14 protein-coding genes are annotated in these 12,931 nt (G+C 63.5%); 5 read left to right on the top strand and 9 right to left on the bottom strand.

The annotated features are described in order from the left end of the window. The first annotated feature begins 1 nt into the window (after position 1). Entirely contained in the window at positions 2 to 820 is an 819-nt protein-coding gene (locus tag AC0V7N_RS28790; RefSeq protein ID WP_172230557.1) for a CDP-alcohol phosphatidyltransferase family protein, read from the top strand. 169 nt (positions 821 to 989) lie between these two features. Here the strand turns inward: AC0V7N_RS28790 and AC0V7N_RS28785 are convergent, their stop codons facing one another. After that, positions 990 to 3,212, bottom strand: coding sequence for an AMP-binding protein (locus tag AC0V7N_RS28785; RefSeq protein WP_475451582.1), 2,223 nt, complete (start codon positions 3,210 to 3,212; stop codon positions 990 to 992). A 211-nt stretch (positions 3,213 to 3,423) separates the two neighbouring features. Here AC0V7N_RS28785 and AC0V7N_RS28780 point away from each other — a divergent pair, with 211 nt between their 5' ends. After that, entirely contained in the window at positions 3,424 to 3,912 is a 489-nt protein-coding gene (locus AC0V7N_RS28780) for an Xre family toxin-antitoxin system antitoxin (protein WP_475451581.1), read from the top strand. Next, positions 3,909 to 4,415: an RES family NAD+ phosphorylase gene (locus AC0V7N_RS28775; RefSeq protein WP_475451580.1), complete on the top strand. Its 507-nt coding sequence runs from the start codon at positions 3,909 to 3,911 to the stop codon at positions 4,413 to 4,415. Before AC0V7N_RS28780 ends, AC0V7N_RS28775 begins: the two co-directional genes overlap by 4 nt. Positions 4,416 to 4,450: 35 nt before the next feature. Here AC0V7N_RS28775 and AC0V7N_RS28770 read toward each other — a convergent pair whose 3' ends face one another. Further along, a complete protein-coding gene (locus tag AC0V7N_RS28770) occupies positions 4,451 to 4,858 on the bottom strand; it encodes a tautomerase family protein (RefSeq protein WP_475451579.1) in 408 nt (135 codons plus the stop codon). Positions 4,859 to 4,971: 113 nt separating this feature from the next. Here AC0V7N_RS28770 and AC0V7N_RS28765 point away from each other — a divergent pair, with 113 nt between their 5' ends. After that, positions 4,972 to 5,835, top strand: a complete 864-nt coding sequence (locus AC0V7N_RS28765; RefSeq protein WP_475451578.1) for a LysR substrate-binding domain-containing protein — start codon at positions 4,972 to 4,974, stop codon at positions 5,833 to 5,835. Positions 5,836 to 6,041: 206 nt separating this feature from the next. Here AC0V7N_RS28765 and AC0V7N_RS28760 read toward each other — a convergent pair whose 3' ends face one another. Both AC0V7N_RS28760 and AC0V7N_RS28755 read right to left on the bottom strand, forming a co-directional pair. Next, positions 6,042 to 6,950, bottom strand: a complete 909-nt coding sequence (locus AC0V7N_RS28760) for a DMT family transporter (RefSeq protein ID WP_475451577.1) — start codon at positions 6,948 to 6,950, stop codon at positions 6,042 to 6,044. Between the two features lie 54 nt (positions 6,951 to 7,004). Continuing rightward, the gene (locus AC0V7N_RS28755) at positions 7,005 to 7,892 is read right to left on the bottom strand and encodes a DMT family transporter (RefSeq protein ID WP_475451576.1); all 888 of its coding nucleotides are present in this window, start codon (positions 7,890 to 7,892) and stop codon (positions 7,005 to 7,007) included. Between the two features lie 231 nt (positions 7,893 to 8,123). Here AC0V7N_RS28755 and AC0V7N_RS28750 point away from each other — a divergent pair, with 231 nt between their 5' ends. Continuing rightward, entirely contained in the window at positions 8,124 to 8,630 is a 507-nt protein-coding gene (locus tag AC0V7N_RS28750) for an OsmC family protein (protein ID WP_475451575.1), read from the top strand. Between the two features lie 50 nt (positions 8,631 to 8,680). Here AC0V7N_RS28750 and AC0V7N_RS28745 read toward each other — a convergent pair whose 3' ends face one another. From AC0V7N_RS28745 to AC0V7N_RS28725, 5 genes are all read right to left on the bottom strand, one after another. Next, a complete protein-coding gene (locus AC0V7N_RS28745) occupies positions 8,681 to 8,899 on the bottom strand; it encodes a hypothetical protein (protein WP_475451574.1) in 219 nt (72 codons plus the stop codon). 174 nt (positions 8,900 to 9,073) lie between these two features. Further along, positions 9,074 to 9,709: a hypothetical protein gene (locus tag AC0V7N_RS28740; protein ID WP_475451573.1), complete on the bottom strand. Its 636-nt coding sequence runs from the start codon at positions 9,707 to 9,709 to the stop codon at positions 9,074 to 9,076. 124 nt (positions 9,710 to 9,833) lie between these two features. Next, entirely contained in the window at positions 9,834 to 10,574 is a 741-nt protein-coding gene (locus AC0V7N_RS28735) for an SDR family NAD(P)-dependent oxidoreductase (RefSeq protein WP_475451571.1), read from the bottom strand. A 90-nt stretch (positions 10,575 to 10,664) separates the two neighbouring features. Next, positions 10,665 to 12,134, bottom strand: coding sequence for an amidophosphoribosyltransferase (gene purF, locus AC0V7N_RS28730; protein WP_140768436.1), 1,470 nt, complete (start codon positions 12,132 to 12,134; stop codon positions 10,665 to 10,667). Between the two features lie 104 nt (positions 12,135 to 12,238). Next, complete coding sequence (locus tag AC0V7N_RS28725) at positions 12,239 to 12,907, bottom strand: CvpA family protein (RefSeq protein WP_475451570.1); 669 nt, start codon at positions 12,905 to 12,907, stop codon at positions 12,239 to 12,241. Positions 12,908 to 12,931 lie beyond the last annotated feature (24 nt).

The raw sequence follows: 12,931 nt of genomic DNA, 5'->3' as shown, positions 1-12,931 counted from the left end.
GGTGGGCACGCAATACAAAAAGTTCGAGGCCCATGCCAGCGGCGGTCCGCGCATCCGCGAGATCCCGATGCGCATGGTGCTGCCCAATCTGGTCACCGTGCTTGCGATCTGTGCCGGCCTGTCCGGCATCCGCTTCGGCTTCGAAGGCCGCTTCGAGCCGGCGGTGGTGATGGTGCTGCTGGCCGCCTTCCTCGACGGCATTGACGGCCGCCTGGCGCGGATGCTGAAGGCGACGTCCAAATTCGGCGCGCAGATGGATTCGCTGGCCGACATCGTCAATTTCGGCGTCGCCCCGGCCCTGGTGCTTTATGCTTTCCTGCTCGATCGCGCCGGCTCGCCGGGCTGGATCGCGGCGCTTCTGTTCGCCATTGCCTGCGGGCTCAGGCTCGCCCGCTTCAACGTGCTCGACGACGAGAAGGCCGAGCGCCCCCTTTGGCAGTCCGAATATTTCGTCGGTGTGCCGGCGCCGGCGGGCGCGGTGCTGGTGATGCTGCCGCTCTATCTCTATTTCCTGCGGCTCGGAGTGGAGCCCAGCCGCCCGGCCGCCTTCGTCGCCACCGGCTTCACCATCCTGGTCGCCTTCCTTCTGGTCAGCCGGCTGCCGGTCTATTCCGGCAAGAGCATCAAGATCCCTGGAGACAGGGTGCTGCCGGTCATCCTGGCCGTGGTGCTCTACGTCCTCTTGCTGATGACCTATCCCTGGTACACGCTGACGGCTTCGGTCGCGGGCTATCTGATCTTCCTGCCGTTTTCCGTGCGCGCCTACTCCAAGCGTGCCAAGCTCGAGGGCGAGAAGGTGCCGCCTTCGGACATAGGTTAGCGCGCGCCATCTCCCCCCTTGAGGCCCCTTGAGGGGGGAGATGTCGCCAAAGGCGACAGAGGGGGTCGGTTCGACGGGGCTCGACCTATTCCACAAATGGACGATGGCGCTTTACGCGCGAGGACCCCCTCTGGCCGCTTCGCCGCCATCTCCCCCTCAAGGGGGGAGATTAAGCAGCCACTCCAAGCCCCAGCCTGTCGATCGCCAGCTTCCGGGTCGAAACATAGTCGGTCTTGCCGGACCCCAGCACCGGGATTTCCTCCACCTTGACGATGTCGTTGGGCACCATCAATTCGGCGGCCCCGGCCTTCTTGCCGAACTGACGCAGCTCTTCGGGATTGGCATCGTCGGCGGTGGTGACCAGAACGATGCGCTCGCCGCGCCTTTTGTCCGGCACCGCTACCGCCGCATGGCGTTCTTCCGGCCACAGCGACTGCACCAGCATCTCGACCGCGCCCAGCGACACCATCTCGCCGGCAATCTTGGCAAAGCGCTTGGCGCGGCCGCGAATGGTGATGAAGCCTTCGCGGTCGACGGCGACGATGTCGCCGGTGTCGTGCCAGCCGGTCAGCGGCTGCAACTCACCGGGGCGGTCCGCAGTCATGTAGCCCATCATCAGATTGGGTCCGTCGAGCCACAATTGGCCGGCGTCCGAAATGCCTTCGACCGGTTCCAGCTTCATGCGCATCGCAGGCAGCAGCCGGCCGACGGTGCCGTCGCGGCCATGGATGGCGGTGTTGACGGCAACCACGGGTGCGGCCTCGGTCAGCCCGAAACCTTCGATGATCTCAGCCTGGAAACGCTCGCGATAGGTGCGCCGCGTTTCCGGCTTCACCGCCTCGGCGCCGGCAACGACGAAGCGTAGGCTGGAGAAATCGCCGTCCTTGGCGGTGCGCGCATAGTTGGCGAGGAAGGTGTCGGTGCCGAACATGATGGTCGGCTTCACCTTGCGCGCGATCTCGGGGATGATCTTGTAGTGGAGCGGCGAGGGGTAGAGGAACAGTTTTACCCCGGTGACCAGCGGCAGGATGGTGCCGCCCGTCAGGCCGAAGGAATGGAACACCGGCAGCACGTTGAGCAGGATATCGGCCGGCGAGATGGTGATGCGCGCCTCGGCCTGCATGGCGTTGGCGAGCAGGTTCTTTTGCGACAGAACCACCGCTTTCGGCGTGCCTTCCGAACCCGAGGTGAACAGGATCACACCCGGCTTGGCCGCATCCTGCCGCTGCAGCGGCAATCGCCACAGCAAGGCGGCGGCAAGCTTGTCCAGCGTGGTAACGCTGGTGCGAATATCTTCCAGCCACAGCAGCCTGGCGCCACCCTTTTCGACCGCCGCGACGATATCGGCGAGATCGGCCTTCTCGACGAAGGCGCGTGAAGAGATGACGGTGCGGATGACGGCCGTGCGCACAGCGGCCGTGACGCTCGCTGGCCCGGCCGTATAATTGATCATCGCCGCCACCCGGCCCGCTGAGAGAAGGCCGACGAACGACAGCACGACACCATTGGCGTTGGGCAGCATTATCCCCACCGCTTCGCCAGGCGCCGTCACTGCCTCGAAGCGCCGGCCCAGCACACGCGCACCGATGAACATCTTGCGGTAGCTCAGCGCACCCGAGATGACGTCCTCGATGATCGGATGCGAGGCGCCGACTCTGCTTGCGGCATCGCGCATGGCCAGGAACAGGCCGCGATCGAGGTTGGTGCCGAAAAGCCGCGCTTCGGCGACGCGGTCGAACAGCGCATTGGTGTTCGACGCCTGGTCCGGATTGCGCGCCACCAGTTCGGCGATGGTCATCGGCTCCAGCACGCTGATCGACAGCTGCGGAAACCAGTGCCGCGGCGCCTTGTCCGCCGGCGTCAACGACACAGGCAGGCTGCGCGCGCCAGCAACGAAGATCGGCACGATGCGGGCGTCGGCCTGCATGGCGATGCGGGTGACGGCGCGAAACAGGCGGAACGTCTTGATGTCGGGTTCGACCGCATCCGGCAGATAGACGGCGAGCCGGCCCTTGCCCTTCAGCACGCGCACCAACCGGCGGCTGACGAAGAGATGTTCGGCATTGAAGGCGATGCTGCGGCCAAGCTCACGCCATGGTTCAAGCCAGGGCGAGCGCGCCGAGACCTCGTCGAGGATGTGAAGCGTGTCATCCGGCAGCAGCGACAGCATCAGCGCCGGTTCGAAGCGCGACTGGTGCGAGATGACGTAGATGACAGGAGCCTGCGCCTTGCGGGCGATACCGATGCGGTTGTCGCTGATCCGGTAGGCGAGCTTGAACGGAACATAGAGCAGCGCCTGGGTGAAACGCAGGCCGAGGCGGAATTTCTCCACCATGCCGATCAGCAGCCAGGCCACAACAAGACCTGCAAGCAGCGCCAGTGTCAGGATCATGCCGCGTCTCTCCCAACGTTTTTGTCATCACGGCTCTGCGGCCGCTTCGGAGGCAGAGGGTAGCGGAAGTCGGAGGAAGGTCAATGTGGGGGTGACCGACGCGGAGCTTCGATTTTACGCTGGGACATGATGGGCCAAGAGATCAGGCGTCATCACTTGAAAGGCGGCGACACATGTCGTAAATAAAGCGACACGTGACGGAGAGACGAGCATGGCTAATTTCCCAATGGCGTTTGCCGAGGCACCACGCATGGAGCCGGAATTCGAACGACTGGTCGACCTATTTGGCGGGCCGAAAGTTCTTGGATTTTCCGTATCCAGTCAGCTTGAGGCACATGAAATGATCCTGCACGGAATTCCAAGCCAAGCCCTGGAAAGCCTTGTGGGACACCTGACCGTCATTGATCTTGCCGATGCTTTCGAGACGGCATTTGGCATGAGCGAGCGGACATTTCAGCGGCATAAGTCGGATCACTCCAGGACCCTTAGTAGGGAGCAAGGCTCTAGAACCTGGAATTTCGCCAGGGTTCTCACGAAGGCCACGTCCGTTCTTGGAAACCAGGAAGAGGCTGAGAAATGGATGATCCAGCCCGCGATGGGTTTGGACAACCGGCGACCGATCGATCTGCTCGCCACAGCGGCGGGTACTATACTTGTACAGGAATTTCTTGAGCGGCTCGACTACGGTGTCTATGCATGACACCCCTGCCAGGTTCCCTGGGAACAGGAGATGTCCTCGGCTGGAGACTTGACCACAAACGCTTCAAGGCAACTTGGGACAGCGGTGAGGGAGCCTTCAAACTCGGTGGAAGATGGAACAGCAAAGGTGTCAGGGCTGTGTATGCGTCCATCGACCCATCGACCTCCATCCTTGAGGTGGCTGTCCACAAGGGGTTTCGCACGCTGGATACTGTTCCTCATGTGCTGACGGCATTTGCCATCACTGATCCGTCGAAGATTCATGTGGTGGAAATTGACGATATTCCAAACGCAAACTGGCTGCGCCCTGGCATTCCCAGCGCAGGACAGCAGCAATTTGGTGACAGTCTGCTGGCAAAGCATCCCTTGTTCCTAATCCCCAGCACGGTATCCCAGCACAGCTGGAACCTGGTGTTCGACCCTGGCCAGGTGGCCGGCCTTCACAGGCTACACCTCCAGGAGGATTTCGCGCTTGATACAAGGCTTCACCCTCCTGCCACGTAGCCGTTCGGTCGGAGTGGGGTAGGAGCGAAAAGCCCTTATGCCGCCTTCAATCGTCCGCTGATGAAACGGAACTCCTGCGTCTTGCCGCCATAGCCATAGGCGGCCGCCGGCACCTCATGCACGAAGGCATAGCTTTCCTCGTGTACGCCGCCGAGCAGGCGGCCGAAGGCATCGAAGAGAGCCTTGAGATAGGCTTCCAGCTCGAGCTTGGTGTTGGTGCCGTCGACCACCTTGATATCCAGCCAGAACGTGTTGGTACCATGCTCGGCCAGCGACTTGCCGCCGGCGAACCAATGCTGCGGGTCGACATAGGTGACGGCAACGGCGGTGATCGTCGGATCCTTGCGCAACTGGGTGGCGGTGATCTCGGTGATTTCCCTGGCAATCCTGGCGGACAAAGCGGCGTCCGGCTTGCCGGTGACGCTGATGTTGATGATGGGCATTTTCTTCTCCTGGGTTTCTAGCGGCGTCTGATGGCCGTTGGAGAGACAATGTCATCATCCGGGAGTTAAAAAAATCGAATTGTTTTCAAGTGAAGATTCGATATTATCGAATTATGGCAACGCTCGACCCCGATCTACTCAAAACCTTCCTCGCTTTCGTCGACAGCGGCTCGTTGGCGCAAGCGGCTTCCAGCGTCGGCCGTTCGCCTTCGGCGGTGACTGCCCAGATGCAGCGGCTGGAGGAGATCGTCGGCGAGCCGCTGCTGGCGCCGCAAGGCCGGGGTCGTGGCCTGACGCCGGCTGGCGAGGACCTCGTCGGCCATGCCAGGCGCATCCTTGCCGTGCACCGCGAGGCGTGGCTGGCGCTGAAGGGCGCGCGGGCCGCCGGGCGTGTCGCCATCGGCACGACACAGGATTTCGCCGACAGCGGCCTGCCGGACCTGCTGCGTGCCTTTGCCACCAGCCATCCGCGCGTCAGGATCGAATTGCGGGTCGGCCGCTCCACTGAGCTGGCACAGGCCCTGCAGGCCGGCAGCCTCGATCTGGCGATCGTCATGCGCCAGACCGCGGCGCCGGACGAAGTCGGCGTCCTGCGCGAGCCGATGATCTGGCTGTGTTCACAGAAGGGACTGGCCTCGCGCCAGGAAGAACTGCCGCTGGCGCTGCTCGATCCCTATTGCGGGTTTCGCGAGGCCGCGCTCGCAGCGCTCGATGCCGCCGGCCGCCGCTATCGCATCGCCGCCGGCAGTGCCAGCCTGGCCGGCCTGCGCACTGCCGTAAACGCCGGCGTTGCGCTGACCTTGCGAACGCCGCGTTTTGCCCATTCCGGAATTGTCGAGGCGCCGCGCGAGCTTGGCCTGCCACCGGTTCCCACGGCTGAGTTCGCGATTCGGCTGCGCGCCGGTGCCGATGCTTCCGCGGGCGATCTGGCGGCGCTGCTCAGCGGCAACCTGGCTTCATCTGGGCATTTCGGTTGAAGCCACGGGGCCTCGGTCTCCCTTCGCCCAGTTCAGAGCAAAGAAAAAGCCGACCTTGCGGTCGGGCCCATTTAGCAAAAGAAAAAGCCGACCTCGCGGTCGGCTTGGGAGTAGGACGGGCCGAGGGGTTTGGGGGGACTTGGGGGGTGGCCCGTCGCACCAATAATGCCTGACCCCGATGATGGTTCCATGACTGTGTCACTTTTTTAAGAAATATTTGACGCTGCTTGCTGTGAGCGGGCCACCAGCCAGTCGCGGCCGGCATGGGCGAACACCGCGCAGAGCACAATGGCGCCGCCGATCATGCTGGCCAATGGCGGTATCTCGGCCAGGAACAAGAAGGCAAACAGGATCGCGAACGGTACCTCGGCTGAGCCGAGCAGGCCGGATTCGGGTGCAGGCAGAAGCCGCGCGCCCTCCGTCCACAGGATCGAAGCCAGCGCGAAGGACGCGCCGAAAGTGGCAAGCAGAACGGCGTCCCTTGGCGAAACCGCCAGCGGATCGGTGACGAACCAGCCAAGGACAAACAAAAGAAAGGCCGACACCGCACCGGCCCAAACCGATGGCGTGTCGCGGAAGGCGCGCACCATGATCATGTAGAGCGCGCTGCCGGCCGTCATCAGCAGCGCCAGCCCGTCGCCGAACAGATTGCCGGTACCGAAGCCGGACCAGACCATGATGGCCACGCCGCACAGCGATACGGCGGCCGCGACCATGGTCTGCAGGCGGAAGGGCTCGCGCACCAGCATCCAGGCCAGCACCGCGGCGATGAAGGGCGACGTGGCGTAAATGACCGCGACATTGGCGACGTAGGTGAATTTGAACGCTGAAATGAAGGCGATGCTGGCCAGCGCACCCTCAACCGCCAGCAGCCAGCCGCGCCAGCCAAGGCGCAGCGTGTCGCGGTTGCCCGAGCGGCGGCGGCGCCACAGCACATAAAGGCTGATCAGGATCGAGCCGACAAAGCCGCGCCAGCAGGTGATCGTCAGCGGATCGGCGTGGATCGACTTGGTCAGCACACCGGTTAGGCCGAACACCGCCGCCGATGACGATACTAGTATGATGCCAAGCGTGCGTTCGGCGACAGTGTCGGTGGTGGCTGTCACATCAGTCATGTCGCGAGCCTACGCCACTCCGTCCTGACATCGTAGCGTCAGCAGTCATGCACATCACAGCCGCTTCCGGAAATGCTCGCCGCCCACGATCAGCAGCCCGGCGGCGATGATCAGGGCAGCACCGAGAAACACTTCGCGGCGCGGCACGTCGCCCCAGATCGCAAAGCCGAGCGCGAACGCCCACAGCAGCGAGCTGTATTCGAGAGGGGCGAGGATCGATGCCGGCGTCCGCTTCATGCCTTCGAAGAGAAGATATTGCGCTAGCCCCCCGAGCGCGCCGACGCTGGCAAGAAGCAGCAACTGGGTCAGGTCAGGCGTGTGCCACCACAACAGCGCCGGCACAGCCGAGAACATCAGGAAATAGAAATTGTTGAGGAGGAGCTGGATCATCGAGCGTTCGGCAAGTGCTGTCTTGCGCAGGAGCACGATGGCGATGGCCCACAAAAGCGCGGCCGCCAGCACCAGCAGCACCGGCACGGACAGGCCGAGATGGGTGGGATCACAAGCGACGAAGACACCGACAAAGCCGATCAGCACCGCCAGCCAGCGCAGCATCGGCACCTTTTCACCGAGCAGGAACACCGAAAGCACGGTGACGATGATCGGGGCCGCGTAATAGACGGTGGTCAGTTCGGCGAGCTGCAGGCTGCGGGCGGCATTATAGTAGCAGAGCCAGGCAGCAAGCGTGAAGGCGCTGCGCACCAGCATCGGCCACACGATCGGCGAGCGCACCGCGTCGGCAAACAGTTTTCGCCCGCCGATCGCCGCGCAGGCGCTCAGAATGGTGATGCTGCGGAAGAACATGATCTGCCAGACGGTCATGCCGGTGACCAGCAGCTTGATCGAGGCGTCCTGCGTTGAAAACAGCAAATAGGCGGCGCCGGTCAGCAGGATTCCGGCGAGAACCCTTTCGCGTGTTTCGAGAATGGCGACATCGGCCATAGGCGCGGACCAAAGTTACAGAAAGCGGCAGGGATGCTGCGAGGCGGCGCAAGGGGCTTGGAAGGTCAGGCGCTCACCAAAGCTATACGGTCGAAAGTTGGTCCAGCGCTACGCCAGCCCTGGGCTTGCATTGGGGCAGGGATTGCGAGCTTGCTTCCAGGACACGATCGGCACTTATATCTGCCAAAGCCACGCTGCGCGCTGGCCATAAATGCAAAAGAGGCAACGGAAATGGACGCCACGGAACTGAAAGCGATGCAGGCGCCGCTGAAGCAGGCTTACCGCGACGATGCCGCGCAGGCGTTGATCACGCTTCGAGCCAAGGGCTCGATCGACGATCAGTCGGTGGCCTGCAAGGTGGAGACGGGCAGGGCGATCGCCATCGCCGGTCTGCATCCGGCGACAGGCGGCTCAGGGCTCGAACTCTGCTCCGGCGACATGCTGCTGGAAGCACTGGTGGCGTGCGCCGGCGTGACGCTGAAGGCGGTGGCGACGGCACTCGAGTTCAAGCTCGGCGCTGCCACGGTGGAGGCCGAAGGCGACCTCGATTTTCGCGGCACGCTCGGTGTCGCCAAGGATGCGCCGGTCGGTTTTCGCGCCATCCGGCTCAATTTCGCTCTCGACACCGATGAACCGCAGGAGCGTATCGACTCGCTGCTGAAGCTGACCGAGCGCTATTGCGTGGTGTTCCAGACCATCAACCAGAAGCCGGAATTGACGGTGAGCGCCGGGCGCTGAAAATCACAAGGCCCGCAGCCAACGGCTGCGGGCCTTGTTGCATCTGATGCTTACTGCGCTGCCGGCGTCTCGGCATCGCCTTCGTCGGTGAAGGGCGAGGCGCTTGGCACGCACTGTATGGACCAGCCGGTGGGTGTCGGCTGCTTCTGATATTCGGTGATGGCGGCGGTGCACTGTTCGCGCTTGTCGAAGGTGCTGGGCAGCACCACCATGCCGCCCTGCGGGCCGGCGATTACCAGATACCAGACCAACGCTGCCGTGGTAGCCATGGGGATGTCCTTGTTCTGCCCAGCTCGGGCGCTCGTTGTTGTGGGAGTCTATACGATCCTACCAACTCTATGGAAACGACGAAAGCATGACAGAAGCGCAGCCTTTCCCCCTCTGATCACAGCCGCGTGATCGTCCGGCGGATCTTGCAGCCAGGGTTTTACAGCCGACGCGGCTCAGTCGGTTGCAAAACAATAAAACAGCCCGTCGCCACCGGTGCCCTTCAGCGCCTCCTGGCCGCAGCCGCCGCGCGACGCGTGCGAGGAATTCCACGACTTTGCCGCCGCCGAATCGTCAAGGCCGGTGCGGTCGTGATGCCCCATCATCGCCGCCCCTTCGGCGCCGCTCATCGTCCAGTCGCCGCAGGTCTGGTCGGCGATCCTGGTGCCGCCGGGTTTCGACCCGGTCAGCATGTCATGCCGGTTTGGCGTGTCGCCGCGCCCATTGACCACTTCGCTCTTTTCGTTCAGCGCCGTCTGCTTGGTGATGCCGTTGGCGTCGCCGTGCAACGAGGCGACATCGTCGGCGATCTTTTCGCCCTTGGCGTTGAACCAGGGACCCTTGCCGATGCGGTCACGCGCATCCTCGGCGCTGGTCGAGAGATAGGCATGCCAGCTCTTGACGCCGGCGGCTTCGGCCAGCGAAGCGCAATGCGCGTCGGCGCCCTTCAGGCCGCCGAGATCGGCACCCTTGCCGGAGCCGGCACTGGTGACGAAGAAATTCATCTTGGCATCTTGCGAAACGGCAACACCGGCTGTCGCGCCGAGAGCGGCCACAAAGGTGGTGGCGCCAACGAGAAGAAGTCTGCGCATGTCGGTCCTCCGGTTTCGAATGGCCTCCATTCGAAGAACGTAGCCGAAGGCCCTTTTAATCCCTGACATAACCCACCCAAAGGCGGGCAACGGTCCTGGGAGCCGTCAAAACCGAGGTGTAAGTTTATTCCGGCTGCCTGTAGGTGACGAAGCGGTTGTGCTTGGCCTGGAAGATCAGCCCGGTCTCCTTCAACTCGGGGCTGGCCAGCGGCACGATGCGCTTGGCGATCTCCGAGGGGTGCGGCAGCGTCTCCGGATCCTCGCCGGGCACGGCCTGGGCCCGCATCGCGGTTCGGGTGGCGCCGGGGTCAGCAGCATTGACGCGCAGTGGCAGGCTTTGCGTCTCATGCGCCCAGGAGCGCATCATGGTCTCGACCGCAGCCTTCGATGCCGCGTAAGGCGCCCAGAAGGCACGCGCTGAGTGTGCTGCGTTTGACGACAGGATGATGGCCCGGCCGGCATCGGAAAGCCTGAGCAGCGGGTCCACCGAGCGGATCAGCCGCCAGGTCGAAGTGACGTTGATGGTCATCACCTTCTCGAACGTCTTGGCCTCGACATGGCCGATCGGCGAGATGACGCCGAGCACGCCGGCATTGGCGACAAGAATGTCGAGCTTGCCCCAGCGCTCATGAATGGCGCCGCCCAGCCGGTCGATGCCGGCCATGTCGACGAGATCGAGCGGCACCAGCGTCGCCTGGCCGCCGGCCGCCTTGATCTGGTCGTCGAGTTCTTCCAGCCCGCCGACGGTGCGCGCAACCGCGATGACATGCGCCCCGGCAGCGGCCAATTCCCTGGCGATGAAATAGCCGATGCCGCGCGAGGCGCCGGTGACGACCGCGACGCGGCCGGTAAGGTCGAGGGTCATGCGAGAATTTCCGTAAGGTGGTCTAGAGCAATTCCAGGAAAAGTGTGAAGCGGTTTTCCGTCCGGAATTGCGTCAAACAAAGAGTCTGGCCTACGCCCCGTTGTTCGCCAGCAGCGACAGCGTGCGCACATTGTCGTGGCCTTCGAAGTCGAGCAGGCGGGTCGGATACTGGCCGGTGAAGCAGGCGTCGCAGAACTGCGGCTGGTCGTTGTCGCGGCCCGCCTCGCCGACGGCGCGGTAAAGCCCGTCGATCGACAGGAAGCCGAGCGAATCGACACGGATGAACTCGGCCATCTCTTCCACCGACATGCGCGATGCCAGCAGCTTCGACTTCTCCGGCGTGTCGACGCCGTAGAAGCACGACGCGCTGGTCGGCGGCGAAGCGATGCGCATGTGCACTTCCTTGGCGCCGGCATCGCGCACCATCTGCACGATTTTCTGGCTGGTGGTGCCGCGCACGATCGAATCGTCGACCAGAACCACGCGCTTGCCCTCGATCATGCGGCGGTTGGCGTTGTGCTTCAGCTTGACGCCCATATGGCGGATCGAATCGCCGGGCTGGATGAAGGTGCGGCCGACATAATGGTTGCGGATGATACCGAGCTCGAAGGGAATGCCTGCGGCTTGCGAAAAACCGATCGCCGCCGGCGTGCCCGAATCCGGCACCGGCACGACGATGTCGGCCTCGACCGGGTTTTCCTGCGCCAGCTCGGCGCCGATGCGTTTGCGCACTTCGTAGACGTTGCGTCCTTCGACCGACGAATCCGGCCGCGCGAAATAGACATATTCGAAGATGCAGAAGCGGGTCTTCTGCGGCTCGAACGGGAACAGGCTCTCAATGCCCTTGGAAGTGACGACGACCATCTCGCCGGGCTTCAGGTCGCGCACGAAACGCGCACCGATAATGTCGAGCGCGCAGGTCTCGGAGGCAAGGATCCAGGCGCCGTCGAGATCGCCCAGCACCAGCGGCCGGATGCCGAGCGGATCGCGGCAGCCGATCATCTTCTTGGCCGTCATCGCCACCAGCGAGAAGGCGCCCTCGACCTGCCGCACCGCGTCGATGAAGCGCGAATTGAGGTCGCGTTCCTTGCTGGTCGCGACAAGGTGCAGGAGCGTCTCGGTGTCGGAGGTGGAGGAGAAGATCGCGCCCTGCTTCTGCAGCGCACGCTGCACCGTCATGGCGTTGGTCAGATTGCCGTTGTGGGCGACAGCAAAGCCGCCATCGGCGAGTTCGGCGAAGAAAGGCTGGATGTTGCGCATGCCGGCGCCGCCGGTCGTGGCGTAGCGCGTATGGCCGATGGCACGGTTGCCTTGCAGGCTGTCGATGACGCGCTGCTTGGTGAAGGTGTCGCCGATCAGGCCGACATGACGTTCGACATGGAACTGGCTGCCGTCGTAGGAAACGATGCCGGCCGCTTCCTGGCCGCGATGTTGCAGGGCGTGCAAGCCGAGTGTGACGATAGCCGCTGCGTCCTGTCGGCCGAAAATGCCGAACACACCGCATTCGTCATGGAAATGGTCGTCGGCCTCGGCGGAAAGCACGTCGTCTGCGTCTGCCATCTTAAGCTCCGCTAAAATCGCCATATAAGGCGCTCACGCGTCGAAAGCAACGCACACCGTGCAGTCCTTCACACCATCGTCTTTACCGGCGCCCGTTTCGGGCGTCAGTTTGCAGGTGCCGCCGGCGCTGCCGGCGCCGGCTTGGCCGTGTTGTCCGCCGGGCCGGCGTCGTTCTCGTCGGGAGCCGGTGCGTTGGCATCATCACCTGTCGCCGGCGCATCCGCCGCTGGCGCATCGGCGGCAGCCGGGGCCTCGGCGCCTGCTTTCGGGCTGAGCTTCTTGAGGATTGCGTTTTCTGTGTCGGGAGGCAGCAGGTTCTCGATCTTGGCACCGATCGATTCCAGCAAGGGCCGCGACTTGGCATCCGTGACCCAGGCGGGAGCCTTGGCGCCGGCCAGCCAGTTGAAGAACAGCAGCGCGACAGCGACGACCAGGATGCCGCGCGCGGCGCCGTAGAGGAAGCCGAGCGTGCGGTCGAGCGCGCCGATCCGCGAATCGATGATCCAGTCGGCGAGCTTCATGGTGATGACCGAAACGACGATCAGCGCGATGACGAAGACGACGCCGGCGGAGGCCGCCATGGCGATCTTCTCATTGTCGATATAGGGCTTCAGGTAAGGCAGAACCGGCTTGTAGAAGAAGAAAGCCGCCGCCGCCGCCGCCGCCCATGAGACGACCGACAGCACCTCGCGCGAGAAGCCGCGAACCATGGCGAGCATCGCCGAGACCAGGGTGAAGCCGACCAGGATTCCGTCAAGCAGCGTAATCGGCATGTTTTTCGCCCCACTCCGATCTGT

The sequence above is a fragment of the Mesorhizobium kamtschaticum genome (assembly GCF_056174585.1).
This window is presented reverse-complemented; position numbering and strand designations above follow the sequence as displayed.